General features: G+C 53.7%; 26 protein-coding genes, 2 tRNA genes, 1 other RNA gene and 1 pseudogene. 17 read left to right on the top strand and 13 right to left on the bottom strand.

Annotated elements, in window-relative coordinates; translation table 11 throughout:
- The 7 genes from SMC3_RS00375 to dnaX form a co-directional block, all read right to left on the bottom strand.
- Positions 1-1315: 30S ribosomal protein S1 (locus tag SMC3_RS00375; RefSeq protein WP_165846473.1), on the bottom strand; the 1315-nt coding region annotated here is incomplete at its 3' end.
- A 99-nt stretch (positions 1316-1414) separates the two neighbouring features.
- A complete protein-coding gene (locus SMC3_RS00370; protein WP_207798906.1) occupies positions 1415-1537 on the bottom strand; it encodes a hypothetical protein in 123 nt (40 codons plus the stop codon).
- A gap of 172 nt (positions 1538-1709) precedes the next feature.
- Positions 1710-2087, bottom strand: a complete 378-nt coding sequence (locus SMC3_RS00365; protein ID WP_207799592.1) for a hypothetical protein — start codon at positions 2085-2087, stop codon at positions 1710-1712.
- Between the two features lie 26 nt (positions 2088-2113).
- Positions 2114-2263 carry a lmo0937 family membrane protein gene (locus SMC3_RS09855; protein WP_119087582.1) on the bottom strand — a complete coding sequence of 50 codons (150 nt, stop codon included), beginning with the start codon at positions 2261-2263 and terminating at the stop codon, positions 2114-2116.
- 152 nt (positions 2264-2415) lie between these two features.
- The gene (gene recR, locus SMC3_RS00355; protein WP_119087564.1) at positions 2416-3018 is read right to left on the bottom strand and encodes a recombination mediator RecR; all 603 of its coding nucleotides are present in this window, start codon (positions 3016-3018) and stop codon (positions 2416-2418) included.
- A gap of 3 nt (positions 3019-3021) precedes the next feature.
- Positions 3022-3333: a YbaB/EbfC family nucleoid-associated protein gene (locus SMC3_RS00350; protein ID WP_119087565.1), complete on the bottom strand. Its 312-nt coding sequence runs from the start codon at positions 3331-3333 to the stop codon at positions 3022-3024.
- A gap of 20 nt (positions 3334-3353) precedes the next feature.
- Positions 3354-4958 carry a DNA polymerase III subunit gamma/tau gene (gene dnaX, locus SMC3_RS00345; RefSeq protein ID WP_119087566.1) on the bottom strand — a complete coding sequence of 535 codons (1605 nt, stop codon included), beginning with the start codon at positions 4956-4958 and terminating at the stop codon, positions 3354-3356.
- A 72-nt stretch (positions 4959-5030) separates the two neighbouring features.
- Here dnaX and SMC3_RS00340 point away from each other — a divergent pair, with 72 nt between their 5' ends.
- Positions 5031-5648 (top strand): YdcF family protein, encoded by a 618-nt coding sequence (locus SMC3_RS00340; RefSeq protein WP_119087567.1) that lies wholly within the window; start codon positions 5031-5033, stop codon positions 5646-5648.
- On the opposite strand, the gene SMC3_RS00335 is transcribed toward SMC3_RS00340, so the two are convergent.
- Entirely contained in the window at positions 5645-6457 is an 813-nt protein-coding gene (locus tag SMC3_RS00335) for a nuclease-related domain-containing protein (RefSeq protein WP_165846471.1), read from the bottom strand. The two genes, SMC3_RS00340 and SMC3_RS00335, sit on opposite strands and share 4 nt — an antisense overlap.
- A gap of 231 nt (positions 6458-6688) precedes the next feature.
- Between SMC3_RS00335 and hisS the strand changes: the two genes are divergently transcribed.
- From hisS to SMC3_RS00300, 7 genes are all read left to right on the top strand, one after another.
- Positions 6689-7948 (top strand): histidine--tRNA ligase, encoded by a 1260-nt coding sequence (gene hisS, locus SMC3_RS00330; protein ID WP_165846470.1) that lies wholly within the window; start codon positions 6689-6691, stop codon positions 7946-7948.
- A gap of 71 nt (positions 7949-8019) precedes the next feature.
- Positions 8020-8195, top strand: a non-coding RNA gene (gene ssrS, locus SMC3_RS00325) — 6S RNA.
- A 30-nt stretch (positions 8196-8225) separates the two neighbouring features.
- Complete coding sequence (locus SMC3_RS00320; RefSeq protein WP_119087570.1) at positions 8226-8672, top strand: SoxR reducing system RseC family protein; 447 nt, start codon at positions 8226-8228, stop codon at positions 8670-8672.
- The gene (locus tag SMC3_RS00315; RefSeq protein ID WP_119087571.1) at positions 8663-9058 is read left to right on the top strand and encodes a hypothetical protein; all 396 of its coding nucleotides are present in this window, start codon (positions 8663-8665) and stop codon (positions 9056-9058) included. The genes SMC3_RS00320 and SMC3_RS00315 overlap by 10 nt, the downstream gene beginning before the upstream one ends.
- Positions 9055-9300 carry a YtxH domain-containing protein gene (locus SMC3_RS00310; protein ID WP_119087572.1) on the top strand — a complete coding sequence of 82 codons (246 nt, stop codon included), beginning with the start codon at positions 9055-9057 and terminating at the stop codon, positions 9298-9300. Before SMC3_RS00315 ends, SMC3_RS00310 begins: the two co-directional genes overlap by 4 nt.
- A gap of 70 nt (positions 9301-9370) precedes the next feature.
- Positions 9371-9444, top strand: a tRNA-Gln gene (locus SMC3_RS00305).
- A 5-nt stretch (positions 9445-9449) separates the two neighbouring features.
- Positions 9450-9524: transfer RNA gene (locus tag SMC3_RS00300), tRNA-Glu, on the top strand.
- 87 nt (positions 9525-9611) lie between these two features.
- Here SMC3_RS00300 and SMC3_RS00295 read toward each other — a convergent pair.
- The 5 genes from SMC3_RS00295 to tsaE form a co-directional block, all read right to left on the bottom strand.
- Entirely contained in the window at positions 9612-10358 is a 747-nt protein-coding gene (locus SMC3_RS00295) for an alpha/beta hydrolase (RefSeq protein ID WP_119087573.1), read from the bottom strand.
- A gap of 114 nt (positions 10359-10472) precedes the next feature.
- The gene (gene tsaD, locus SMC3_RS00290) at positions 10473-11510 is read right to left on the bottom strand and encodes a tRNA (adenosine(37)-N6)-threonylcarbamoyltransferase complex transferase subunit TsaD (RefSeq protein WP_119087574.1); all 1038 of its coding nucleotides are present in this window, start codon (positions 11508-11510) and stop codon (positions 10473-10475) included.
- Positions 11491-11967, bottom strand: a complete 477-nt coding sequence (gene rimI, locus SMC3_RS00285; RefSeq protein WP_165846469.1) for a ribosomal protein S18-alanine N-acetyltransferase — start codon at positions 11965-11967, stop codon at positions 11491-11493. Before rimI ends, tsaD begins: the two co-directional genes overlap by 20 nt.
- Positions 11964-12665, bottom strand: a complete 702-nt coding sequence (gene tsaB, locus SMC3_RS00280; protein ID WP_165846468.1) for a tRNA (adenosine(37)-N6)-threonylcarbamoyltransferase complex dimerization subunit type 1 TsaB — start codon at positions 12663-12665, stop codon at positions 11964-11966. Before tsaB ends, rimI begins: the two co-directional genes overlap by 4 nt.
- Entirely contained in the window at positions 12637-13161 is a 525-nt protein-coding gene (gene tsaE, locus SMC3_RS00275; protein ID WP_119087578.1) for a tRNA (adenosine(37)-N6)-threonylcarbamoyltransferase complex ATPase subunit type 1 TsaE, read from the bottom strand. Before tsaE ends, tsaB begins: the two co-directional genes overlap by 29 nt.
- A gap of 204 nt (positions 13162-13365) precedes the next feature.
- On the opposite strand from tsaE, the gene groES reads away from it, so the two are divergent.
- The 9 genes and pseudogenes from groES to SMC3_RS00230 all read left to right on the top strand — a co-directional run bounded on the left by groES (position 13366) and on the right by SMC3_RS00230 (position 25643).
- Positions 13366-13656: a co-chaperone GroES gene (gene groES / locus SMC3_RS00270; RefSeq protein ID WP_119087579.1), complete on the top strand. Its 291-nt coding sequence runs from the start codon at positions 13366-13368 to the stop codon at positions 13654-13656.
- Positions 13657-13668: 12 nt separating this feature from the next.
- Positions 13669-15285 (top strand): chaperonin GroEL, encoded by a 1617-nt coding sequence (gene groL / locus SMC3_RS00265; RefSeq protein ID WP_119089700.1) that lies wholly within the window; start codon positions 13669-13671, stop codon positions 15283-15285.
- A 199-nt stretch (positions 15286-15484) separates the two neighbouring features.
- On the top strand, positions 15485-17389 hold the full coding sequence (locus SMC3_RS00260) for a glycoside hydrolase family 127 protein (protein WP_207799590.1): 1905 nt from the start codon (positions 15485-15487) through the stop codon (positions 17387-17389).
- Positions 17390-17532: 143 nt separating this feature from the next.
- Positions 17533-18633: a M24 family metallopeptidase gene (locus SMC3_RS00255; protein WP_119089698.1), complete on the top strand. Its 1101-nt coding sequence runs from the start codon at positions 17533-17535 to the stop codon at positions 18631-18633.
- Positions 18634-18941: 308 nt separating this feature from the next.
- Positions 18942-20094: pseudogene (locus tag SMC3_RS09850) on the top strand (DUF3798 domain-containing protein).
- 262 nt (positions 20095-20356) lie between these two features.
- The gene (locus SMC3_RS00245; protein WP_119086738.1) at positions 20357-21973 is read left to right on the top strand and encodes a sugar ABC transporter ATP-binding protein; all 1617 of its coding nucleotides are present in this window, start codon (positions 20357-20359) and stop codon (positions 21971-21973) included.
- The gene (locus tag SMC3_RS00240) at positions 21966-23009 is read left to right on the top strand and encodes an ABC transporter permease subunit (protein WP_119086737.1); all 1044 of its coding nucleotides are present in this window, start codon (positions 21966-21968) and stop codon (positions 23007-23009) included. The genes SMC3_RS00245 and SMC3_RS00240 overlap by 8 nt, the downstream gene beginning before the upstream one ends.
- 4 nt (positions 23010-23013) lie before the next feature.
- The gene (locus SMC3_RS00235) at positions 23014-24123 is read left to right on the top strand and encodes an ABC transporter permease subunit (RefSeq protein WP_119086736.1); all 1110 of its coding nucleotides are present in this window, start codon (positions 23014-23016) and stop codon (positions 24121-24123) included.
- Between the two features lie 170 nt (positions 24124-24293).
- Positions 24294-25643, top strand: coding sequence for a glucose-6-phosphate isomerase (locus tag SMC3_RS00230; protein WP_119089697.1), 1350 nt, complete (start codon positions 24294-24296; stop codon positions 25641-25643).
- The last annotated feature ends 69 nt before the right edge of the window (positions 25644-25712 follow it).

The following is a 25712-nucleotide window of genomic DNA, read 5'->3' as shown; positions in this document are numbered from 1 at the left end:
GCGGCGTCGCCTGCCCGGGCTCACGTCCGAACAAGCCCTCGTTGCCTTCCACGCCCTTCATGCTCAGCTTGACCTTGCGTTCTTCCTTCAGGACCTCGAGCACACGAACCTTGACAACGTCTCCCACGTTCAACACATCCTCGACCTTGCGAATCTTGTCGTTGGATATCTGTGAAATGTGCAGGAGGCCGGTGACACCTTCTGAAAGCTCGATGATTGCTCCGAAGGTCAGGATGCGAATCACTGCCCCCTCGAGGATCATGCCTACAGGATAGTCTTCCTCGATGGTTTCCCAAGGATGTGGCTTCGTCTGCTTGATGCTCAACGAGACCTTGCCCGTCTCCGGGTCGACCTTGAGAACCTTCACCTTGACCTTGTCCTTCTTCTGGACGATCTCCTCGACGGGACGGCGACGACCATAAGTCAGCTCTGAGAGATGGACCAGACCTTCGACCCCATACCCGATGTCCACGAATGCACCGAACTCAGCGATACCGTTGACAGTACCCTCATAGATATCTCCAGGCTGGATCTTTGTGAAGAATTCCTTCTTCTGCTTCTGGCGGATAACCTGCATCGCTGCACGATGAGAGGCGATGATCCGGCGAAGTCTCTTGTCGAATTCAGTGACCTTGACGGGAATGTCCTGGCCAACCAGAGAAGGCAGGTTGTTGCGGTAGTCGCTGGCAACCTGTGATTGAGGCAGGAAACAGGGCACACCGATGTCAACAAGCAGGCCGCCCTTGATGGCCTTGGTGACTTTGGCAGTGACGATCGTCTGTTCCTCGAAGTACTTCTCGACATCGGCCCAGACCTCTTCCTGATCAGCCTTCAGCTTGGAGAGGACTGCCGTACCTTGTTCATCCTCTTCCTTGACGACGGCCACTTTCATCGTTTCGCCAACGTGCGCGATTTCGCCGACAGCTACATCGGTACGCATAGTCAAGCGGTTGAGCGGGATATAATAGTCTCCCTTTCCTCCGGCATTGACCATGACCCCGTCACGCTCAAGCTTGACGACGGAGACGTCAATAACGTCCCCGCGCCGCAACAGACGTGGCGCGTATCCGGCCTTGGGCGACAAGTCTGCGACAAGGGCCGCCTCGAGTTCGGACGTATTGGTCTCGTCACCTGTAACCTCGGCCTGTTCGGTCTCGGTTTCGACCTTCTCTGGTGCGGCCGCTTCTTCTGGAGTCTTTTCCTCTGCCACGTCAACAGCTGGAACAATAGGCTGTTCGACTGCTGCAAGCAGGTTCTTCACTTCAAAGAGTCCATCCGTTTCACCTGTGGTTTCTGTTCCAACGTGTTTATCCATGTCCACCATGTTGACTCCTCGCAATTAAGGATGAATGAAAATCAGTTTCTGAGTATAAAGCCAAAATGGGTGCTTGTCAAACCCTTCAAGCCCGCGTCACTACCTGCTGACGTTGGCTTTACCAGCAGAAACGGTCGTGCCGGCAAACTGGACTGCTCCGCCAGGATCGCCCTCGATCTCCAACAGCGGATTGTACTTCTCGACACGCTCCGATCTCGACAATGCCCCGCGCCACACGCTGGGGTGAGATTATATTGTCTGGTGTTCCGTCTTAGAGGACCGGGACACATTTGACCTATAAACAACAAAAAGGCAGATTGGCGAAAGTGCCAACCTGCCTGGCTGTTATTCTGTATCAATTTCGTGCAAATCAGTGATCTGCTCGACTAGATACTCACTTTCCCTGTACGTCGTGCCCAGTCGTCTCGGTCCTCTCCACGCGAGTTCCTGTATGCGGCGTCATCAGTTTTAGTACAGCCCAGGCGATCAGGGCGATAACCACCATCACAATGAGGGTTGCAGGCTCAAAGATCGCCGTGGTCTCTGCGCCGGCGGTAGTGCCCCGGGAGAAGATACCTTCGAAGATGCCCACAAGAAACTGAGTGACGCCATAGATGCCACGTACAAAACCATTGTTCGGGTTTGCTCCCAACCCTTTGAAAATCAGGCGAAAGGCTAGAACGACTTCAATTACAGCAAAGATTACGCCAACAATTCGTTTTGAGGTATTGCTTTCGGCTTTGGTATCTTGTGTCTCCATCTGCTGGGTCATTGTTCTACCTCCTGGTAGCTACCCCGCTAATCGTGTCTATTTCCTCTAATCAGGTTTACCACAACTGCAATGATCGCGAGTACCAGAAGAATGTGGATCAATCCACCCATAGTAAACGAGGTAATCATACCGAGAAGCCATAAGACGACGAGAATAACAGCAATTGTCCATAACATACGTGTCACTCCTTTGTCGATATTGTGCGCAGAAGGTTCTTGCGCGCTGGATACTCTGATGGATTCTACTTGGTTTATTATATCACCAAATTGAGGAACTTCGATTTTTCCCATAGACCTGCATCCACACACGTTCCCGACAACGTGAGGTTTCAGATTTGGACGTCTGTCCTCTTCTCGAGAGCCTGAGTCAGCGTGAATATGTCTGCAAACTCCAGATCGCTCCCTTTTGGAATACCCGTGGCAATGCGCGTAACACGCACTTCCGATGCAGCCAGCAACTTTGCGATGTACATCGCAGTGATGTCGCCGTTGAAGTTGGGATTTGTGGCAACAATAACCTCGCGCACATCGTCCAGGTGTATGCGTTCGACAAGGTGGCCTAGCTGCAGTTCTCCGGGTCCCACATGAGCTATCGGGTCGATCCGGCCGTGCAGAACATGGTAGAGGCCACGGTAGGCCCCTGTTTTCTCAATTGCAGAGAGGTCACGTATCTCCTCGACAACACACAGCAATTTCGCATCTCGCGATGAATCCTGACACACTTCACAGAGATCACCTTGAGCAAAATTGCCGCACCGTCTGCAGAAAGTGATCTCGCGCTTCGCAGCCATCAAAGATTCGGCAAGGGCACGTACATCATCCTCGGGTTGGTCCAGTAGATAAAAGACAAGCCTGTCAGCAGCCTTCGGTCCAATGCCGGGCAGATTGCCCAGCCTAGCAGAAACCTCAATGAAACGCTTGGGCAGGAACACCGCTTATCCGAGTCCGGGAATGTGCGGCATGCCGGCGGTGACCTTCTTCATGATCTCCTCAGCCTGACGATCTGCTTCGACCTGGGCTTCGCGCACAGCAGCAACGACAAGATCTGCAGCCATCTCAGCGTCGCCCAGATCAAAATCCACCTGGATGGTGATGCCGATGAGGTCTTTCTTGCCGTTGACGACAGCCGTGACAGCGCCTCCACCTGAAGTGGCAGATATCCTGCGATCCAGCAGTTCCTGGTCGGCGCGTGCTGCATCTTCCTGCATCTTCTGGGCTTGCTTCATCAGATTGTTGACGTTGTACATATGGCTCCTCCCCTATCACCTCAGGAGCCGAACAGCGACTCCGTCGCATCAAACGTCTTCTTGAGCAATTCCAGCTTGTCGTCCACCGGAACCTCTGCCACGGTTTCCTGCCGCGCAGGCTCCTGGGATCCCTCCTCGACCAGCTTGACTTGGTCCACTGCATAGGCGGACCGCGCCGCTGGGACAAGAACTTCGTCCTGCTTCTGCTCGAGCATTGTACGGAACAACTTGGTCTTGGGACCGAGAACGATCCGCAAGACGCCCTGGTCGACCCCGACTTCGCGAACATCGAGCGCCTGCAGCATCACCCCGATGGGCTTGCTGGCGTCAGAGACAAGCGCCTTGAAGTGCGCCCACTGGTCTGCAGGTTCCCCTGTGGATATGCTTCTGGTTTCTGGAACTGTCTCGTCAGGACTGCCGGGGGATACCTCAACAGCCTTCTGTACAGTCTCCATCTGCCGGACCGCAAGCCTGGGTACATCCTGCTGACTACTTGTGAACTGTACTTCATGGGAGAACTCTTCATGCGAGCGATCGAGACCCATGGGCAGGTCGAGGGCTATTGCGAGCAGGAAAGCCTGGACAAGAGGATACGGATCCGACAGGTAAACTGACTGTTGTTGGATTAGTGCAAAGGCCGCTGCAAGGTTTACCAGAGTTGCGTCTGGGAACGCCTTGAGGCGATCGTTGGGAATGCTGTCCGAACTAGGAGTCCGCAGCGTCACTTTGTCAAGAATGTACCCACTGATAAGGGCAATCGTCCTTTCAAGCAGGTCAGCAGGCTCTATTCCGCTTCGTTCCAACTGGTCCAGGACAGAGCTGACTGCCTTCGGATCGCGAGAGAGCAGAGCCTCGACAAGCAAGGAAATGTTTTCTTCGGTGGGCAGCCCCAGCAGGTCCAGCACCGTCGCGCTAGACACTGATTCGGTTCCAAACACGGAGAATTGGTCGACAAGACCTATGGCGCCTCTCATCGAACCCCCGCTGAGCGCAACTATCTGGTGAAGGGCCTCATCGGTTATGTTTGGAGCCTCAATGTTCCGAAGGCCCTGAAGGTACTGGAACATGGCCATTTCCGAAATCCGCTTGAAATCGAACCGCTGACACCGGGACAGGATCGTCTCGGGCAGTTTCTGCGGCTCTGTCGTTGCGAGGATGAACACGACGTAGTCGGGCGGTTCCTCGAGCGTCTTCAAAAGTGCGTTGAATGCCTGGACGGTGAGCATATGAGCTTCATCGATGATGAAGACCTTCTTGCGACTGCGAGCGGGGACAAACCTGGTGGACTCACGCAAGTCTCTGATCTCGTCGATGCCCCGGTTACTGGCAGCATCGATCTCGATGACGTCGATGTCCGTCCCTGACGTGATAGCTCTGCAGTGTTCACATTCCATACAGGGATGGCTGCTGGGTCCCTTGTCACAGTTCAGGGCTTTTGCCAGTATGCGAGCTACCGTCGTCTTGCCAGTACCCTTGGGACCAGCAAACAGGTATGCGTGGGAGGTCCTGCCAGTATCGACCGACCCTTTCAGAATACGTACGACCGTCTCCTGACCAATGACGCCGTCGAACGTGGTGGGGCGGTACTTTCGGTATAGTGAAACATAGCGCTCAGTGGATGCCATAGTGTTTGTAGTATATTGCCCGCGCACATCATTGCAAGAAAAGTTCAGACCACGACTTCTTGAGGCGCCAAAATGCCAGCCTATACTGTTGGAGTGAAACGATTCTTCCGAACACTCATCATTCTCATATGCGCAGTAGGTGCCGTTCTCGCTCTGACCTATGCGGGGATCGACCTGTATGGGTACAAACAACAATCTGAACGGGCTGATGTGATTTGTCTGTTCGGAGCTGCGGTCTGGGGAAACAGCCCATCGCCGGAGCTCGAAGCACGCATCTTGTGTGCGGTTCAGCTGTATCGTGAAGGACGCGCTCCGCTGCTGTTTCTGTCCGGAGGCCCTACGGGGTCGAATCTGAGTGAATCGGATGTCATGGGCGCTGTCGCTATCAAGCAGGGAGTCCCTCGCAGCGCCCTGATATTCGATAACGCAGGTGTCACCACAGCTCAAACGCTGATAAACCTCAAGCGCTACATGCAGGGGAACGCCCTAACCTCTTGCCTGATGGTCTCATCGCCCTTTCACATGGCACGAATCATGGTGCTGGCAAGCCTGTACGGCCTGCAGGCATTCACCAATCCACCCGTCGAGACACCTGTCTGGCTCAGTGTCCCACAGAGAGCAAGAGCAATAGTCCGCGAGGAGCTTGCATTGTTCAAGGACCTGCTTGTCTTCGCCGTGTCGCCTGATTAGCGGGAACGCCTGGTCAATGCGATACGGACAAAGCCCGGATGGGCAGTCCCGGACAGCAATACGCTACGGCTGAACCTCAGTGCTCGCCGTGACTCCTGTGCAGGTCGGGAAGCGATCGCTATGTCGAGACTCTCAAGGCGCCCTGTATACCGTCGAATATCCTCGGGCGACAAAGATGGCGCCCGACCCACGATGGCGTCGATGAGAGAAGAAAGAGCAACAACCCGCACACCCCCGACTGCTGTTTGAACACGGACCTTCGCCCTGACAAAAACGACCAGAGGCCGAACATGGCACGGAACCTGTGGTTTCAGCCGTCCCTTCACATACATCGCTTCCGATATGGCCTGGCGCACGAAATCGTGGTTCAGAAGTTTGCCGTTCCTGCACAGACACCCGCCCCTCAGACTGATGGTGCCGGAATGGTTCTTCGTCTCGACGACGAAAACGCCAGTTGGGCCGACGATGATATGATCGACATCGCCTGCATAGAAGCCGAGACCGTTGAACACGTGGAATTCCTGTGGTAGTCGTGAGAGAACAACGCCGACATCGTACTCGCCGCCAGCCCCACCATAGTACTGGTCGGCAGCAGCTTCTAAACTGAAGACATCGCGCACACACCAGAATCCCAGAGCCACGACGACGCACGCCGCTCCAGCGCCAAAGAAGCCCGTGGACTGGACTCCCGACCGGAACAGGAGATAAATCAGAACTCCCATCATCAGCATAGGAACAAGAGCCCGGTACATGAGCCGATCGCCCTTATGGTATGTAGCTGCTCCAGCCCTGCCATGAACTTGTGCCATCCACTCTCCCGTGAAAAGACTGCCTCGAATCGCCAGAACCATTCAGAAATGGCCCAAGTCTTTTAGTCTATACTCTTGTCGCCCACGTGCAACCCAATGCCTCCCGCATCGACTGCTGTTCGTCACATGTCGCAGTTAGCAACCACTCCAGGCTACCTCCCCACAAACAGATCGGTTTTCTTTTCGCACCCAGCAACTATACTGACTAGCATATATGTTTGGAGGATCGTCATGATCAAGTCAGTCAAGGGGACCAGCGACATAACATCACCCGAAATCCTTCTGTGGCAGCATGTGGAGAAAACCATGGCTAACACTGCCAAAGCTTATGGCTACGAAGAGATCCGTACTCCGACCATCGAGATGGAGGAGCTCTTCTCCACGTCGGTTGGGCAAAACACCGACATTGTCGAGAAGGAAATGTATGCCTTTCCGGACAAGAAGGGGCGCCATCTCGTCCTGCGCCCTGAAGGCACGGCTGCAACGTGTCGCGCATACATAGAACACCAGATGAATCTGCAGCCTTCTCCAGCCAAGTTCTATTACATGGGGTCGTTCTTCCGATATGAGCAGCCTCAGAGTGGGCGCAAGCGCGAGTTCCACAGCTTCGGAGTCGAGGCTCTCGGCGAGCAATCGCCAGTTCAGGATGCAGAGGTCATCGACATGGTCATGACAATGCTGTCAAGACTCGGCCTGGCACACCTGTCCGTTGATATCAACAGCATCGGCGATGACAACTGTCGACCCGCCTACAAGGACGCCCTCCGGGCTGCGCTGGCAGCACATGAGGGCGAGCTGTGTGAGGACTGCAAGAGACGCATGAACGACAATCCTCTCCGTGTGCTCGACTGCAAGCACGAAGACCCGTCACTCCTGGAGTCGCTGCCAAAGTCCGCGGACTATCTGTGCACAGACTGCGAGGACCATTTTCACCGCCTGCTGTTGACTCTCGACGCTCTGAAGATTCCATATCGCCTCAACCACAGACTGGTCCGAGGCCTTGACTACTACACCAAGACCGTATTTGAGGTTATCTCTGAGGATCTCGGTGCACAGAATGCCCTCCTGGGAGGAGGCCGCTACGACTATCTCATCCGTCACCTGGGAGGACCGGCTACTCCTGCCGTCGGCTGGGGACTTGGGCTTGAACGCCTTACTTCCGTGCTGACAGCGCGCTATCCCGATCTCACTGGTTCACTGGCAATCCCCCTGGCATACATTGTTCACTCGGAAACAGCCTCGGCTGTCGCCTTCGAGTTGAGACGCACCTTGGCCGGCGTGGGCTGGGCCCTGGATCTGGATATGCGTCAGGATGGGTTTGGAAAGCAACTGGCACGAGCATCCAAGAGGGGAGCGCGCATGGCACTCATCCTCGGTGAAGACGAGATTGCGGCGGGCACCTGCGCGGTGAAAGACCTGACGTCAGGTTCCCAGTCGACGGTAGCATTGGCTGACGTGGCCGCTTGCCTTGCCAGTGCTGTCCAGAAGTAGAGCTGAAAGCATTCAGGTATGCCCGGGGGCTTGCGTTGGTTTTCCTGTGTTTTCAAGTATAATAGTGTTGTGTCACCCTGCGATGCCCGTGAACCACTTGACGGGTTTGAGCCAACACAAATCACTCGGAAGCAGATGCCCTGTGGATACGAGCGCTTCGCAGTGTTCTTGAAGCAGGGAACTTTATGCTCCCACCTGCTTAGGCAGGTTCAAAAGCTTCGTCAAGGCACGACCTTGTGGGGTGGCCTCTTGATACGTGAGCGAGTGCAGGATTCATATGCAGACTGATCGAGGTTTAGTGATCGCGCGCCATGGAGACGCTGTCACAATTCGATTGTTGCCACGGGACGGATGTGTGTCATGCTCTCTGACCCAGTTCTGTATAGGCAGCAAGGAGAGCAGCCCGACTGTCAGGGCGACTGCTTCCCCCGAAATTGCTCAGGGAGACCTAGTTGAAGTGTCACTCGACGATTCGATTATCCTCAAGGCCTCCGCGATTATGTACGGGGTTCCACTGGTTGCCTTTCTGGCAGGGGTGTTCGGCGGTTATGGATTCTCATCCTTGGCTGGACTGAGCGGAAGCCTGTCCATGGCACTTCCTGTCGTGGCTGGATTCGTCATGCTGATCCCCGGCATTATCCTTTCACGCAGGGTTGCCATGCGGTTGAGCCCCACTGCCACTGTTGTAAACAAACTCGATCAGGAGGTGACCATATGCCAGTGAACATGAATGCAATCTGGGTACTAGACATTGTTATCGTCCTCGGTATGATCTCCGCAGCCATAGCCGTCCTCGTCCTTGGACGCAAGCTTGGGGAGTTCTCAAAGAGCTTTTCTGCCACGATGGTCGACGTGCAGAAACAGGCTGACGATCTGAAGTCGGAGGCAGTCAGACTGATGCAGTCGACCCAGGTTTCAGAGCAACACTTCGACCAGTTGACAAGACAGCTGACGAAGCTCACGGCATCTGCCGATATGGCTGTGAGAGTATTGCCCGCGGGAGCTTCCGGCCGAGATAGCGGCCTGCTGCCGAGAATGGTGGGCACTGCCATAAGTGTGGTGTCGGCGTACAAGATTTTCAAGTCCATCTTCCTGAGGAGGAAATCATGAGTGAGCGCAATGACTGTGGATCGTTCATGGGCGGACTGCTGATGGGTGGCATTGTCGGAGCCTTGGTAGCATTGGTTCTCGCCCCCCAGAGTGGCGAAGAAACACGCAAGCTGTTGAAAGACAAGGCTTTCGAGTTGGGTAAGGAAATCAGCGATCAGACCGAAAACATCAAGGAGAAAGGTCGCGAACTCCTGACACAGGATGGGATCGAGATCCAGGAATCCACAGACACCAATCCCTGAGTTCCTCCAGGCAATTTCACGCCCAGACATCTTGATTCAGGGCAAGTTCTTGGTATACTCTCGGTTGTGTTGGGGAATCGTCCAACGGTAGGACAGTAGCCTCTGGAGCTACCGATGATGGTTCGAATCCATCTTCCTCAGCCAAGTATGGCGCTGTAGAACAGTGGTTAGTTCGGGGGGCTCTCAATCCCCAAACAGGAGTTCAATTCTCCTCGGCGCTACCATGTATGCAGATGACAAAATGACAAAGCGGATGGCTACCAGGCCATCCGCTTTTATTCTTCTACGGTTATCTCTTCCTGCGTCCGTGTTCAGTGTGAGAGCCGCTGAATGAACTTCCACGCACTGTCAACTACGCCATCTTTGTCATAGTCCATCGTCACGACATGCGCCGATCTCTCGAAGAGAACCATCTCCTTGTCTGTGGAGGCGGTATGCTCCATGATAAACGGAGCACATGCGTGGGGAACGACATGATCATGCGCAGACCGCATGACAAGCAAGGGCTGGGTAATCAGTCCCAAGTCCTTGCGTGTGACCCCGAGCAGTTTCACCATCTCGTAAGTACCGGCTGTCGGCGTCCTGTCGTACGCGGGTTCGACGATCCCGGGTTCCATGATGTCAGACGCGATCGCCGGCGTCGATGCAACCAAGTGCTTGAGGATGGGCAGCAAAGGCACGCGCTTGTCCGTCATGAATACGGGCGCGTTGACAGGAATGACACCCGCGATCTCTGGATGGTGCTCTGCAAGATACAGGATGAGCGTTCCACCCATCGAGAGTCCAGTGACAAAGACCTTGTCACACTGGCTGGCCAGCAACTGATATGCCTGTTCCGCGTCACGAATCCAGTCTGTGTAGTGAGCCTTGTTGACGTCCTGCCACTGGGTTCCATGACCGGTCAGGCGTGGAGCCTCAACAGAAAGCCCCTTTGCTGCGAGCTGCTCTGCATAGTACCGAATGCTCCCCACTGTCCCCGTGAATCCCTGCATGACAAGACAACCAACGCCGCTCGTGCCTTTCGCGCTGAATGGTTTCCCTTCTTCGCGAATGTCCATTTCCCGCCTCCGTTTCGAACGTGTGGCATGCACACCAATTCCATTATCGGCAACCCAGATCTTGGTGCAATTGTGTGGACTGCGCCACGCCGGCCCGGATGCCGCCGTCTTCCGTCAGGTATTCAGCGAACTGTCCTCTATTCCCAGTGAGGAGCATGCATCAAGATCGATGGCTGCCCGGACACCCAGCATGGCCCGCCGTGCCCCGGCGTAGGCGATCATCGCGCCATTGTCGGTGCAATACTTCATGGGCGGGAAGTAGACCCGGACATCCCCAGTCCTCGCGAAGATATCTCTCAACCGCTTGTTTGCCGCAACACCGCCTACGACGGTGAGGGTGCGAGGAGAGAGGTTGCGAGCCGCCCGCAGTGATTTGCCTGCGAGCTCGCCGACGACCGCAGACTCAAAACTTGCCACGATGTCAGGGAGATGAGCTTTGAGATCCTCGGATGTCAACGACTTCACATAGTTGATGCCGGCAGTCTTGAGGCCACTGAAACTGAACTCGTACCCTCCCCGGCTGAACGTCACTCTCGGAAAAGAGTGGTACGAGGGATCCCCGGTTGCGCCAATCTTCTGGACCACCGGCCCTCCCGGATAACCAAGTCCCAGATACTTCGCGAACTTATCCAGCGTCTCCCCTGCCGCATCGTCGCGCGTTGCACCCAGAACTCGATAATGGTGCCATCGGTCGACATAAACCAGCTCCGTGTGCCCGCCGGACACAATAAGCGCCAGCAGTGGAAAATCGTCTCCCGTCAGCGGCTGCAGGTCGCTTGCCGGATCACGGAGAAAGGACGCCATCACATGGCCCTCCAGATGATTCACGGGAATCAGAGTTTTTCCACTGGCATATGCAAGACCCTTTGCCGTTTCCACGCCGACAAGAAGAGAACCGATCAACCCGGGCCCGTAGGTAACGGCAATCCCGTCTACATCCCTGATCCGCATGCCTGCTTGGAGCAGAGCTTCATCTACAGAGGCGATAATCGTCGCGGTATGCCTGCGAGAAGCAATTTCCGGAACAATGCCGTCATACTTCCGATGAAACGCGTCCTGACTCGAGATAACCGACGACAGGACCAGCCCCGTATCATCTACAACAGCTGCAGCCGTGTCGTCGCAGGATGTCTCAATTCCCAGTATGCGCACTGCATAGCTCCTTTGTCATGACCAGCCCATCTTCCATATTGTCAGGATAGTACATCGGTCGCAGATCCGTCACTCCAAAACCCAACCCCTCATAGAGCTTCTGAGCTGCGACATTGGACCTCCGGACCTCAAGGAAAGCGCTCCTCATCTTGAGATCCCGTGCCAGGTCGAGGAGAAACAGAACGAGCTGTTTTGCCACACCAGATCCGCGAGAAGAAGGGTGCGTAGCGACATTGACGATGTGCAGCTGTCCTTCCTTGAACCAGCCACCAATGAATCCGACGATGCGTCTATCGACTGTAGCGACGAAATACTTCGCATCTGCATTGAACGTAATGTCCACGAAAAAGGTCTCTTTGGGCCAGGGCGCTGCATAGGATGCTTCCTCGATCGCCCAGATAGCCTTGAGATCCCGGACACTCGCCGCCCGGACGATGATTGACGGAGCAGACGTCACAACGCCGCCTTCGGGTGATCGAACAATTCCTCCGTGCTGCGGAGGTATAGCGGCTCGAGCGTGAACGGGTCTTCACTCCGGGCGCCCACCGAAGCCGCAAGGATGCCGGCGCAGCTTGGATACACGTCAAACGACCACGCCACGTTCTCTCGTTCGTGTGGGCGCTGGTTCTCCGGAACTGCCGCAGGCGAGAAGGCACAGGCGGCAAGCCCGCCCACATCACGGACGGTATCAAAGGCTCCCGGTCCCATACACACTGCGTCCGCTTGACACACGATTCCCCCATTACGGACGGAAAATTCCTGTACATAAAATTCGTGACGACGAGCATCCAGAAGCGCCCACACGGGACCGCCAGTTACTTGTGTTGTGCTCGTCAGGAAGCCACCCCAGGCTACTGCTTCCAGTGTGGTGACGGAGAGGAGCGAGCAAGGAGTCGCATAGGCAATGGCCTTGGCAATGCTTGCGCCGACCCGCGACCCTGTAAAGGTTCCAGGTCCCTTAACCAACACAATGCTCCCCACTTCATCGAGCGTGCATCCTGCCTCCACAAGTACCTGGTCGACCGCAGCCACGACGGTATTGGATGCAGTCGCCAGCTGCAGTGAAGCCTGTGCCAGTACTTCATCTCCCCGCGCAAGGCCAACGACCCCGGAAACGGTGGCAGTGTTAATGAGAAGAAATGCCTGTCTCGACACCGAAACACCTCGCAATGATGGAAGGCTGGTAGAAATCGCGCAGAACAATACGTCTGGCTTCTTCACCCAGGACTTCGAAGTGGACCTCAATACGCTCGTACATCTCGAGGAGTCTTCCGGACCGTTCCGCCCACTCGATTACCGTCACGCCACGCTTGTCCAGTTCTTCCTCGAAGCCCATTTCGACCAGCTGTCGAGGATCCTCGATGCGATAGAGATCAAAATGCCTCACCGGCTCTTTGCCCAGATAATTCCGCTCCAGGACAAAGGTAGGGCTGGCGACGCTTGCCCGATCGACGCCGAGAGCTACCGAGAGAGCGCGTGTGAGAACCGTCTTGCCGACGCCCAGAGGACCGATGAGTCCAACAACCAGTGAGTCACGGTTCCCCTGTGAAAGCGTCTCCAGTAGACAGCTCCCAAGCAGGATGCCAATGCCCTCAGTAGACTGGTGGCACCGGCTCAGGAATGGTACCTCTATGCAAGTTTCGTAGGTCATGTTCGGGTAGTCATCTTAGCAGGAACCCGACTTTTGTACAACACTGATGTGATATTCCGTTTGCTCCCCGTCCAGGGGCTCGGAGGTACCGCGCTAGACCCCTCCGATACTTGACAGCTCACCATGCCCTCCTATAATTGCTTAGCACTCATGCAAAGAGAGTGCTAATCTATCAAGATCTTCTAGTACAGGAGGTACGACAATATGGCAAAGCTGGTACCAATCGGTGATCACGTCGTCATTAAAGTGGAGACAGTCAAAGAGACCATGAAGAGTGGCATTGTTCTGCCTGACAGCGCCAAGGAAAAACCTCAGCAGGGCACCGTCATGGCAGTTGGCTCCGGCGTCATGCTGGACAATGGCACCAGGATTCCCCTTGAGGTCAAGGAAGGCGACAGGGTTGTCTATTCCAAGTATAGCGGCAACGAAATCAAACTCGACGAAGAAGAGTACGTTGTGCTGTCTCAGCACGACATCCTCGCTATCGTCAAGTAAGGGGGAATGACCATGGATGCTAAACAGATCATCTTCAATGAGGAAGCATACGAGAAGATTCGCACTGGCGTCGATAAGCTCGCCAATACGGTCAGAGTCACGCTAGGGCCCAAGGGCCGCCATGTCGCACTCGAGAAGAAGTTCGGTTCGCCGGTTCTGTCCGACGACGGCGTCAGCATTGCCAAAGAAATCGAACTCCAGGATCCGAACGAAAATATCGGAGCGCAGCTCCTCAGAGAGATTGCCCAGAAGACTGAGGATCAGGCTGGTGACGGTACAACCACAGCTACTGTCCTTGCTCAGATCATGATTCAGGAAGGCATCAAGAACGTCACTGCCGGCGCAGACTCTGTCGCACTCAAAGCTGGCATGGACAAAGCGACGACGGCTGTTCTCGAAGAGCTCAAGAAGCTGTCTCGTCAAGTCAAGACCCGCGAAGAGAAGGCACAGGTTGCCACTGTCTCATCCAAGATGCCCACCGTCGGTGAAGCAATTGCGGACGCCATGGAGAAGGTCGGCAAGGACGGCGTCATCAGTGTAGAAGAGTCCCAGGGTCTCGAAATGAAAGTTGAGACCGTCGAGGGTATGCAGTTCGACCGCGGCTACATCTCTGCGTACCTCGTGACCGACCCCGACCGCATGGAAGTCGTGCTCAAGAACCCCCTCATCTTCATCACCGACAAGAAAGTCACGTCGATCCAGGAGTTCCTGCCCGTCCTCGAGAAGCTGTCCGTGAAGGGACGTCCATTCCTTCTTGTCGCGGATGACATTACCGGTGAAGCTTTGGCGACAATCGTGCTCAACAAGGTTCGCGGCACGTTCTCGTGCGCGGCAGTCAAGGCGCCCGGCTTTGGAGATCGCCGGAAGGCCATGCTCGAGGATATTGCCATCCTCACGGGTGGCAAGGTCCTGAGCGAGGACCTTGGCCTGACCTTCGAGAAGGTCACCGAAGACATGTTTGGCTCTGCTGACGAAGTCAAAGTCGACAAAGACAACACGACCATCGTAGGCGGTAAGGGAACCAAGGAAGAAATCAAGTCCCGCATCGGCCAGATCCGCAAGCAGGTCGAGGAGACCAAGTCGGACTACGACAAGGAAAAGCTTCAGGAGCGCCTGGCAAAGCTTGCCGGTGGCGTCGCCATCATCAAGGTCGGCGCACCTACCGAAACAGCCATGAAGGAGCTCAAGCATAGAGTCGAGGACGCCGTCAATGCTACCAAGGCAGCCGTGGCAGAAGGCATCATCATCGGCGGCGGTGCAGCTCTGGTGAAAGCAGGCAGGGGAATCGACGGACTCAAGCTCACCGGTGACGAGAAGACCGGCGCCGAGATCGTCCGCAAGTCACTTCGCGAACCGCTCAAAATCATCGCGGACAACTCTGGCTATGAGGGCGTCATCGCGGTTCAGAAGGTTCTCGAGGGCGACGACAATCTCGGGTTCAACTCCCTCAACAACAAGTTTGAGGACCTCTTCAAGAGTGGCATTGTTGACCCGCTGAAGGTCACACGTCTCGCGCTGCTGAATGCAGAAAGCATCGCGAGCCTGCTCCTCTCGACGGCGGCCATGATCACAACCATTCCGAAGGCGGAGAGTTCGGCACCTGCTGCTCCGGCCTACCCTGATTACTAAAACTCTGCTTCGCTCATCATCTGTCAACAGAACCCCGGCCTTACGGCCGGGGTTTTTGCATGGCTCAGGACACATGTTCCTCGACTCAAGTGCTGATTATTGCTCCGGAATATGTGAAGATACCTTGAAAAATGCTGCGACTGTGTTACACATCTGGTTAGGCTGAACTACATATCTTTAAGGGATGGTGTCAAGAATAATGAAAACATGTACGCACTTTATCGACGCTGAAATTGTGGACGGATTTTGGAAACCAATTTTGGATGCAAACCGCGTGGCTGGCTTGCGGACGATTTACGAACAGATGGAGACAACGGGTCGTATCGATGCTCTTCGTATTTTATGGAAACCGGACGGGGAGGCCCCTAAACCACACCGTTTTTGGGACAGCGATATTGCGAAATGGATTGAAGCTGCCGCCTATGCCGTCGGGCAAAAATATGACGCGGAGCTTGACCAACAAATTCAGCATTTAATTCATCTTTTGGAGGAACAGCAGCAGCCTGATGGTTATCTAAATTCTTACTACTTGGCCGTCGTCGAACCGGAAAAACGGTTTACAAATGTTCAGTGGAGCCATGAGCTGTACTGCGCGGGCCACTTGATGGAAGCAGCCATTGCTTATTTCAAGGCCACAGGCAATCGTTCGCTTTTGCAGATTGCCTGCCGCTACGCCGATCTAATTGATTCCATTTTCGGGCCTGAGCTGTATAAACGTAAGGGATACTGCGGGCACGAGGAGATTGAGCTTGCCCTCATAAAATTATACGAAACAACCGGAAACGATAGATATTTGAAATTATCCTCATATTTTATTGAGCAGCGGGGCAGAAAGCCTTATTATTTTGAAGAGGAAGCGGCAGCACGCGGCACATCTGCGACGGCCATACAGAAATTGGAATATTTTCAAGCGCATAAGCCAGTGCGGGAACAGAATGATGTAGTCGGACACGCCGTGCGTGCTATGTACCTGTATTGCGCAATGGCAGATCTGGCGCGAGTGCAAGGGGATGAATCGCTCCGGGACGCCTGCGAGAAATTGTGGAATATTCTGGTCTCACAGTATCTGTATGTTACGGGTGGCATTGGTTCCAGCAGCAAAAACGAAGGTTTCACGCGCCCGTATGACTTACCGAACAACGAAGCCTTTTGCGAGACTTGTGCCTCGGTCGGACTTGTGTTTTTTGCTTCACGTATGTTACGACTTTCATGTGATTCGCGCTATGCGGACGTATTGGAACGCGCCTTATATAATAGTGTGGCTGCGAGCATGTCGTTAGATGGACAGCGCTTTTTTTATGCGAATCCATTGGAAACAAAGGAATACTATAATCCAGACGGTGTTTCGGAGCAACAGTATTACACACGCAGTTCATGGTTTGACTGTGCGTGTTGTCCCTCCAACCTTAGCCGGCTTTACACTTCACTTGGCAGCTACATTTATACAGCGGAAGAAGATGGAATCGCGGCGCACCTTTTCATAGACTCATCCGTGCATTTTGCATATGGCGGCGCACAGCTTGCTCTCCGTCAGGAAACGCGGTACCCGTGGGATGGAAAGGTTGTTTTTACCTTACGCGCAGATCGTCCGGTTGAATTCACCCTGCGCATCCGCGTGCCGGACTGGTGTTCGGAATATGAGATTTCGGAGAAAGAAACTTGTGTCAGGGAAAAAGGCTATCTTCTGATTCAGCGTGTTTGGCAGGACAGCGATACTGTGTCGTTCGTTATGAAAATGCCAATCAAACGCGTATATGCAGATCCCCTTGTGCTGGAGGATGTCGGATGCGTTACATTACAGAGAGGTCCGGTAGTGTACTGCGTCGAAAGCGCTGATTATGACGTGCCGTTAAGCACGGTTGTGTTGTCCAGTCATGCCGTTCTGCGGGAAAAGCAGGAGGTGGCCGGATTACCTGCTGATGTTGTAGCAGTTATCGGAACAGCATTTACAGCTTGCACGAAACACCCCGACGCCCTCTATAGTTCGGACAAACCTTCTTATATGCCCGTCCCTTTTACCGCTATACCTTATTATGTTTGGGGCAACCGTTCGGATGGAGTTATGAGGGTTTTTCTGCCGGAAACGGATAAATGCCAGCCATAGCCGATCAATATTTGTTTCCTCCGAGTGTAATGATGTTGTGGTAACTTCATTTTACACGGAGATCCTTTGATGGGCTACTTCTATTTGTCGCCCTTCCTTTTAGAATCTATGACATATAAACAATAAGTCTAAGGAGAATACACATGTTGAATAAGACATATGCCAATAAGCTTTGTGAGATAATGGTCACAAATAACCTTGATGCTATGATGATTGGCCCTTCAGTTGATTTAGAGTTTTTAATGAAGTATTCGCCACAACTCGACGAGAGATTCCAAGCATTATTCTTCTTGTCAGATAAAAGATATTTTTATATTTCACCAGAACTTACATATGAAGAAATCAGGGATAGGCTTGATAATGACGTTGATATTTTTAAGTGGGGAGATCATGAAGGGTTTGTTGATGCAGTTGTGACTGCAATTAACCGCTATAAATTGGTGGGCAAGAATATTGGTGTCAACAATGGTATTTCAGCTATAAATTTAATAGATATTCAGGAGAGAATAGACGCCAACTTTGTCAATGGACACGGTCCCTTAGAGATGCTCAGAGTTATAAAAGATGAAAGTGAAATAGAAAAAATGAGAGAAGCTGCAAAATTGGCTGATGAAGTTATGGGTGAAACCATTGGTTGTATTCGCCCTGGCATGACAGAAAGAGATATTAAGCAAAAGATAGAAGAGCTATTTATGCAAAAAGGAGCTGATGGAGTATCCTTTGAACCCATTATTGCTTCAGGCCCTAATAGTTCAATGCCACATTATTGTGAGGATTCAAGAGTAATTCAAGAAAAGGATATAGTTGTTCTAGATTTGGGTTGTAAATATAAGGGCTATTGCTCTGATACTTCCAGAACAGTCTTTGTAGGTGGGATTACTGATGAAGAGAAGGAGGTCTATGATATTGTTCTAAGGGCAAATAGAGCAGGAGAAGATACAGCAAAACAAGGCGTCAAAGCAGAAGATGTGGATAAAGCATCGAGAGATATAATTAAGAGCGAAGGTTATGGCCAATATTTCCTCAATAGGACAGGTCATGGTATCGGTATTAGCGTTCATGAAGCACCCTATATAAGGACCGGAAACAAACAGATACTAGAAAGGGGAATGGCATTTAGTGTAGAACCAGGTATCTATATGCAAAATAGGTTTGGTATGAGAATTGAAGATATCGTTGTGATTGGAACAGATGGGCCTCAAGTACTCAATCATTTTACAAAAGAGATAATTGTAATCAAATAGAAAGTACCACCTGTATATTGCTTGTTTGTGAATGATGGCAAAATGGAAAAGAGCGGATTAACCAAGATTGGGAATTATACCTAAAAATTCGCTGTTACGGACTACTAGAGCTTTGCTTCGCTCGTCGTCTGTCACCAAAACCCCTGGCCTTGCGGCCGGGGGTTTTTGCTTGGCTCAGGACACAGGTTCCTCAACTCAAGTACTGGAAATCTCCTCAGGACAATGTGAAGATACCTTGAAAAATGCTACGACTGTGCTACATATATGGTCAGGCTGAACTATAGCTAATTCTTCAGGGGAGGAAGAGAGTGAAAAAACTGCTAACAGTCTTGCTGTCATTCATGCTTGTCGCAGTTGTATTCGCAGGCTGCAAGAAGACCACCGCGCCAACAGGCACTGGTACCACTACTGGAGCCAAGTTTCATATTGGTATCGTCACAGGCACCGTCTCTCAGGGTGAGGACGACCTTCGTGGCGGCGATGCTCTTGCCAAAGAATATGGCACTGTCGCTGACGGTGGCATGATTCAGGCAATAACCTACCCGGACAACTTCTCATCTGAGCAGGAAACGGTCATCGCTGACATTGTTGGCCTTTCCGACGACCCGCTCATGAAGGCTATTGTCGTCAANNCCGCAGGAAGACCCCAACGTCATCGACGCAGCGGCCGATGTTGTCACTGACGCCGACAACGTGGCTCGTGGCTATCTTATCATCTGGTCAGCCAAACAGATGGGCGCCAAGAACTTTGTCCACATTTCATTCGCTCGTCACATGAGCATTGAGCTCCTGAGCCGTCGCTGGGCCATCATGCAGCAGGCCGGTAAGGATCTCGGGGTCAAGACCTTTTTTGAGACCGCTCCTGATCCTACCAGCGATGTTGGTGTAGCTGGCGCTCAGCAGTTCATCCTCGAGCACGTTCCGACGTGGGTCCAGAAGTATGGCAAGGACACAGCATTCTTCTGCACCAATGACGCTGAGACAGAGCCGTTGCTCAAACAGGTCATGAAATACGGTGGCATGTTTGTCGAAGCTGACCTTCCATCGCCCACCATGGGTTATCCAGGAGCCTTCGGCATCGATCTCAGCGCTGAGCAGGGTGATTGGCCAGCCATCCTCAAGAAGGTCGAGTCTACAATTGTCGCCGACGGCGGGACTGGCCGTTTTGGCACATGGGCATTCTCTCTCGGCTATACAACCACAGCAGGTCTCGGCGAATATGCCAAGCGTTGCATCGAGGGTACGGCCAAGGTTGCGAACATGCAGGATATGCTCTCTGCCTTTGAGAAGTACACTCCTGGCGCAGCATGGAATGCCTCGAACTACACAGATCTCAATACTAAGAAAACGGACACCAATCACTTCCTGATCTACGAGGACACATACGTGTTTGGCAAAGGGTACCTCGGCTCTGCTAAACAGGTAGTTCCCGAGAAATACCTCACGTACAAGGCTCAGTAGAGTCTGAAATTCAAGCGCTGGGGCTTCTGCCCCAGCGCTTTTCCTTCAACGTATACACTGCTGTCGTGATGCCGGGAGACAATCGGAATCACGGTTGTGTGATGTTGTGCCATAGAGAAGAAGAGGCGAACACCGGTAGGCAATCAGCGCTTGCGTGTTTGGCACGTCGCTTTCGAGGACTCCAGCAATTCGCTGTCAGTGTGCTAACCAGTATTCTTGAAGAGCCGTATGCGAAAGTGTTCAATTTCTGGGAGGTGGTCGCGTGACTCAACAACAACCTTTGCTGAAAATGCAGGGCATCACCAAAGAATACTTTGGAAACCGGGTCCTGACCGATGTCTCCCTCGACTTGAACCGCGGCGAGGTCCTTGGCCTTGTCGGAGAGAATGGTGCCGGCAAGTCGACCTTGATGAATATCCTGTTCGGGATGAGCGTCATTACCCAGACCGGAGGCTATGCCGGCAAGGTCTACATCGATGGCAAGGAAGTCAATTTTCAGAACCCATTCGACGCCCTCAAAGCAGGCATTGGCATGGTTCACCAGGAGTTCTCGCTGATCCCAGGGTTCACCGCCACCGAAAATATCCTTCTTAACGGTGAAATCCTGCATGACAACATCGTGACGAAGCTTTTTGGGCCCCGCTTGAAGACATTGGACCTTCCCGAAATGCGCGCCATCGCGGCAAAGTCCATCGAGCTGTTGGGCGTCGAAATCAGCCCAGACACGCTGGTCGCCGAGATGCCGGTCGGTCACAGGCAGTTCACTGAACTCGCACGCGAGATCCATCGTCCCGAGATGAAAGTGCTCGTGCTCGATGAGCCGACGGCAGTCCTGACGGAGTCCGAGGCGGAGGTTCTTCTGACTTCGCTCCGCAGACTGGCCGCCACTGGAATTGCCATTATCTTCATAACACACCGCCTTCAGGAGATCCTCGACATCTGCGACAGGATCGTTATTCTGCGGGACGGACAAGTCGTGAAAGAGATAGCCACCCACGACACCGACATCGGTCAGGTCGCGGAACTCATGGTGGGTCGTAGTGTGGATACGAAGGCAAGTACCACTGCAACGTATGACACACAACAAGAAACGGTCCTGGCCGTCGAGCATCTGTGGGTCGACATGCCTGGAGAGACAGTCCGAGACGTCAGTTTTGAGGTTCACAAAGGAGAGATCTTTGGCATCGGAGGACTCGCTGGGCAAGGAAAACTTGGTATTCCAAATGGCATTATGGGACTTTGCCCCGCGGGAGGAACAGTCATCCTGCATGGGAAGCCAATCCACCTGGACGATCCGGCAGCCGCCCTGGCAGCCGGCATGGCATTCGTGTCGGAAGACAGGCGCGGCGTTGGCCTGCTTATGGAAGAGCCTCTGGACTGGAATATCGCGTTCACTGCGATGCAAGTGCAGAACAAGTTTCTCCGACCGCTCCTGGGCGGACTCATCAAATGGAGAGATGACCGGGCCATCCGGAAGGTCACCCGGGAATATATCGAGGCCCTGGAGATCAAGTGCACCGGCGTTGAACAGCCTGCTCAAGAACTCTCTGGCGGCAATCAACAGAAAGTCTGTCTTGCCAAGGCTTTTGCTGTAGAACCAAATCTGCTCTTTGTCTCAGAACCGACACGTGGTATTGACGTCGGCGCAAAAGCGCTGGTTCTGAAGGCGTTGCGACGCTACAATAGTGAAAATGGGACAACCATCGTCATGGTATCGTCTGAGCTCGAGGAGTTGCGTTCCATATGCGATCGGATCGCAATTGTTGACGAAGGTCGCGTCGCAGGCATTCTGCCCCCTGCCGCCACAGCAAAGGAATTTGGTATGCTCATGATCGGCAAACTCAAGAACGCAGATGACAAGGTGGTGAGTCATGCTTAGGTTGCGGCAATTCATCGACCGGGCAGGTTGGCCTCGGATCATCATAGGCCTGGTGCTACTCTCACTGTTCGTGGTTGCTCCTTCAGTCGGTGTTCGAATCGACGCATCGCTGATGGACACGATCATTCGTTTTGGGATGAACGGCGTGATGGTACTCGCGATGATTCCGATGGTGCAAGCAGGCTGCGGACTCAACTTTGGTTTGCCACTCGGCATTATAGCCGGACTGCTGGGAGCCACTATGAGCATTGAACTGGGGCTCACTGGGGTTGCGGGTTTCGCCGGCGCTATCGGGATGGCCATTCCGCTTGCGTGTCTGTTTGGCTGGGGGTATGGCGTTCTGCTGAACCACGTCAAGGGCGACGAGATGATGATCGCCACATACGTTGGTTTCTCCTCTGTCTCCTTCATGAGCATCATGTGGATGGTCCTGCCCTATCACAGTCCGACGATGATCTGGGGCTACAGCGGCCAAGGCCTCAGAACCACCATTTCTGTCGATGGGTTCTGGAGCAAGATATTGGACAACTTCCTCGCCATCCGCATCGGTCCAAACTTCATGATTCCGACTGGCACGATCTTGTTTTTCGCACTCATGGCATGGCTCATGTGGGCATTCTTTCACACCAAGACTGGAACAGCCATGACAGCTGTCGGTTCGAATCCAGACTATGCCCGTGCCAGCGGAATCAGTGTCGACAGGATGAGAACCACTTCTGTTATCTTATCGACTGTTTATGGAGCCATCGGCATTCTCCTGTATGAACAGAGCTATGGGTTTATTTCGTTGTACAACGGCCCCTTCTTCATGGCACTCCCCGCAGTCGCCGCCGTTCTCATCGGCGGTGCCAGCGTCAATAAGGCCAACATTACCAATGTGGTCATCGGAACAATCTTGTTTCAAGGTATTCTTACTATGACCCCTTCTGTTATCAACGCTGCTATTCACACAGATGCGGCAGAAGTTGTGCGACTCATCGTTTCCAATGGAATGATCGTCTACGCACTCACTCGAGCGACCCGGAAATCCAGGTGATACCATGACAAGGAAATATGGACTCAAAGATGGCCTATCCCGCTTCTTCATCAACAATGCCGTTCCCATTATCTTCATCATCTTCATAGCATTTGCGATCCCGATCTCAGGCTTCTCCGGCCCCTACCTTATTCAAGAGCTGTTCATAAGGGTCGGCCGCGATTCCTTCCTCGTTCTTTCCCTGCTCTTGCCAATCATGGCAGGCATGGGAATCAACTTTGGCATGGTCCTCGGGGCCATGTCGGGACAGATCGCAATCATTCTGGTTCTCAATTGGGGAGTCCCAGGAATAGGCGGGCTATTCTTGGCCATGGCAGTTGCAACACCCATGGCAGTGCTCCTCGGGTGGTTCTCCGGCGTTGTTCTCAACAAGGCCAAAGGGCGCGAGATGGTGACGTCGATGATGCTCGGGTTCTTCATCAGCGGTATCTACCAGCTCATCGTGCTCTACTTCATGGGCAAGCTCATTCCCATTCACAATCCTGTCCTCGTCCTGTCGCGAGGATACGGCATTCGCAACGCTCTCAGCCTGCTGACTATGCGATTGAGCCTCGACAACCTCATCCCGCTGAAAATCGCCGGCATCTCGATCCCAGTTGCGACATATGTGATGATCGGTTTGCTTTGCCTATTCATCTGGTGGTTCGGCAAGACAAAGCTAGGGCATGACATGCGAGCAGTCGGTCAGGACATGGGTGTCTCCGAAGATTCGGGTATCAAGGTGGAACGCACTCGTATTCTTGCTATCATTCTCTCTACGGTTCTCGCCTGCTACGGCCAGATCGTCTACCTTCAGAATATCGGAACGTTGAACACGTACAACGGTGCCGATCAGACAGCCACCTTCGCTGCCGCAGCATTGCTTATTGGTGGAGCAAGCGTCGTCAGCGCCTCCATCCCCAATGTGTTCATCGGAGTTGTTCTCTTTCATCTGATGTTCCTTGTATCTCCGATGGCAGGAAAGAATCTCATGGGATCAGCAATGATCGGAGAGTACTTCCGTGTCTTCGTATCATATGGCGTCATAGCGCTCGCCCTTGCCCTGTATGCCTGGAAACGACTCAAGGAACGGGAACGAGCGAGACGCTCTCTGCGCGGGGGAAAGGAATCGTAGTACGTCCCCTCCAACCAGGCTCTTGAAGATGGCTGTCGGCATCTGTCGACAGCCATCTTGCTACTGAGAACACTGGACACGTAGACGAACGGCACAGACACCATGAGCTCCGTGCTGTTGCAGCGCTTTCGCAGACTCCTACAATGCTTGGGATACGTGGAGGTGTCGGGATGAGTGGACTGATGCGACTGGATGACACATGGGCTCTTGATCACTTCAATGCCGAGGAGATCGACGGAGGGATGAGAGAGGCAGCACTACAACTTCAGCTCCTCGTCGACAGGAAGGGCGCCGGCTCTGAATACAGCGGATGGCTTACTCTACCCATCGACGCTCCTGACAGTCTCCTGGCCAGAATCGAGGATGTCGCTGCCGGATTCCGTGAACAATCGGACACTGTCGTCGTCTGTGGTATCGGAGGTTCCTATCTGGGGGCTCGAGCGGGCCTGGAATTCCTTGCCGGCGTGCCGTCCCATTCGGCGACCAACGGCTTGCCCGACATCCTCTTCGCTGGCAACAGCCTCAGTTCATGGCAACTCCGAAAGCTGCTGGACAGGCTTGCGGGCCACCGCTTCTCCGTCGTGGTCATCTCGAAATCCGGCACGACGCTTGAGACTGCGGTTGCCTTCCACATCCTGAAAACAGAGCTGGTTCGACGGTTCGGCACAGAAAAGGCACGCACCCGCATCGTGGCCATAACGGACTCGGAGCATGGAACCCTGCACGATCTTGCCAGGGACGAGGGCCTGGTCACATTCGATCTGCCTCGCGACGTCGGGGGACGCTATTCGGTACTCACTCCGGTCGGCCTCCTTCCGTTTGCGATCGCTGGCCTGAATATCCGTGCGATGCTGCAAGGCGCCGCAGAACAGCGCACTGACAGCCTTGGTTCGCCTGCTGCAACCAATGACGCTCTTCACTACGCCGTCGCCCGACGTCTTCTGAACACGAGTGGGAAGAACATCGAACTGCTTACGAGTTTCGAGCCTTGTCTGCACTTCGTCGGCGAATGGTGGAAGCAACTGTTCGGCGAGAGCGAGGGCAAGAACGGCAAGGGGATCTTCCCTGCGTCGGCCGAATTCACAACTGATCTTCACTCACTTGGGCAATATGTCCAGGAAGGAACTCGTTCGCTCTTCGAGACGGTTGTCGATGTGCCCGCCCCCGCCGACGTCGCGTTCCTCTGTGATGAGGACTCGCCAGACGGGCTTGCCTATCTCAACGGCCGAAGCCTGTCTGCCATGAACCACGATGCCAGGATCGGAACACTTCTTGCTCACCACGATGGCGGCGTCCCTGTGCTTCAACTGACGGTGCCCGATGTCTCAGAACGTAGCTTCGGTGCCGCTGTGTACTTCTTCGAGGTCGCCTGTGCGGTAGGAGGCTATATGCTTGGCATCAACCCCTTCGACCAGCCTGGCGTAGAAGCGTACAAGCACAACATGTTCGCTCTCCTGGCCAAACCGGGCACAGAGGTGGAAGCCGCGGACATTCGCTCACGTCTTGCCAGGGGCAACTGACCAGCATCGAGCAAGACTCCACCCACAGAAACGGTCGTGGAGAGACGCCTCCCAAGGCATCAGACGAGC

The organism is Candidatus Cryosericum hinesii (genome assembly GCF_003570985.1).
Lineage (GTDB): Bacteria > Caldisericota > Caldisericia > Cryosericales > Cryosericaceae > Cryosericum > Cryosericum hinesii.
This window is presented reverse-complemented; position numbering and strand designations above follow the sequence as displayed.

Excerpts from the sequence above, each read along its gene's own strand:
- SMC3_RS00295 (WP_119087573.1), bottom strand. The coding sequence starts at position 10,358 with ATGGACATTCGCGAAGAAGGGAAACCATTCAGCGCGAAAGGCACGAGC.
- SMC3_RS00340 (WP_119087567.1), top strand. The coding sequence starts at position 5,031 with ATGCCAGCCTATACTGTTGGAGTGAAACGATTCTTCCGAACACTCATC.
- groL (WP_119089700.1), top strand. The coding sequence starts at position 13,669 with ATGGATGCTAAACAGATCATCTTCAATGAGGAAGCATACGAGAAGATT.
- SMC3_RS09855 (WP_119087582.1), bottom strand. The coding sequence starts at position 2,263 with ATGTTATGGACAATTGCTGTTATTCTCGTCGTCTTATGGCTTCTCGGT.
- SMC3_RS00255 (WP_119089698.1), top strand. The coding sequence starts at position 17,533 with ATGTTGAATAAGACATATGCCAATAAGCTTTGTGAGATAATGGTCACA.
- SMC3_RS00235 (WP_119086736.1), top strand. The coding sequence starts at position 23,014 with ATGACAAGGAAATATGGACTCAAAGATGGCCTATCCCGCTTCTTCATC.
- dnaX (WP_119087566.1), bottom strand. The coding sequence starts at position 4,958 with ATGGCATCCACTGAGCGCTATGTTTCACTATACCGAAAGTACCGCCCC.
- SMC3_RS00365 (WP_207799592.1), bottom strand. The coding sequence starts at position 2,087 with ATGACCCAGCAGATGGAGACACAAGATACCAAAGCCGAAAGCAATACC.
- SMC3_RS00335 (WP_165846471.1), bottom strand. The coding sequence starts at position 6,457 with ATGGCACAAGTTCATGGCAGGGCTGGAGCAGCTACATACCATAAGGGC.
- SMC3_RS00320 (WP_119087570.1), top strand. The coding sequence starts at position 8,226 with ATGCAGACTGATCGAGGTTTAGTGATCGCGCGCCATGGAGACGCTGTC.
- groES (WP_119087579.1), top strand. The coding sequence starts at position 13,366 with ATGGCAAAGCTGGTACCAATCGGTGATCACGTCGTCATTAAAGTGGAG.
- SMC3_RS00240 (WP_119086737.1), top strand. The coding sequence starts at position 21,966 with ATGCTTAGGTTGCGGCAATTCATCGACCGGGCAGGTTGGCCTCGGATC.
- SMC3_RS00230 (WP_119089697.1), top strand. The coding sequence starts at position 24,294 with ATGAGTGGACTGATGCGACTGGATGACACATGGGCTCTTGATCACTTC.
- SMC3_RS00315 (WP_119087571.1), top strand. The coding sequence starts at position 8,663 with ATGCCAGTGAACATGAATGCAATCTGGGTACTAGACATTGTTATCGTC.
- SMC3_RS00310 (WP_119087572.1), top strand. The coding sequence starts at position 9,055 with ATGAGTGAGCGCAATGACTGTGGATCGTTCATGGGCGGACTGCTGATG.
- SMC3_RS00260 (WP_207799590.1), top strand. The coding sequence starts at position 15,485 with ATGAAAACATGTACGCACTTTATCGACGCTGAAATTGTGGACGGATTT.
- hisS (WP_165846470.1), top strand. The coding sequence starts at position 6,689 with ATGATCAAGTCAGTCAAGGGGACCAGCGACATAACATCACCCGAAATC.
- SMC3_RS00350 (WP_119087565.1), bottom strand. The coding sequence starts at position 3,333 with ATGTACAACGTCAACAATCTGATGAAGCAAGCCCAGAAGATGCAGGAA.
- tsaE (WP_119087578.1), bottom strand. The coding sequence starts at position 13,161 with ATGACCTACGAAACTTGCATAGAGGTACCATTCCTGAGCCGGTGCCAC.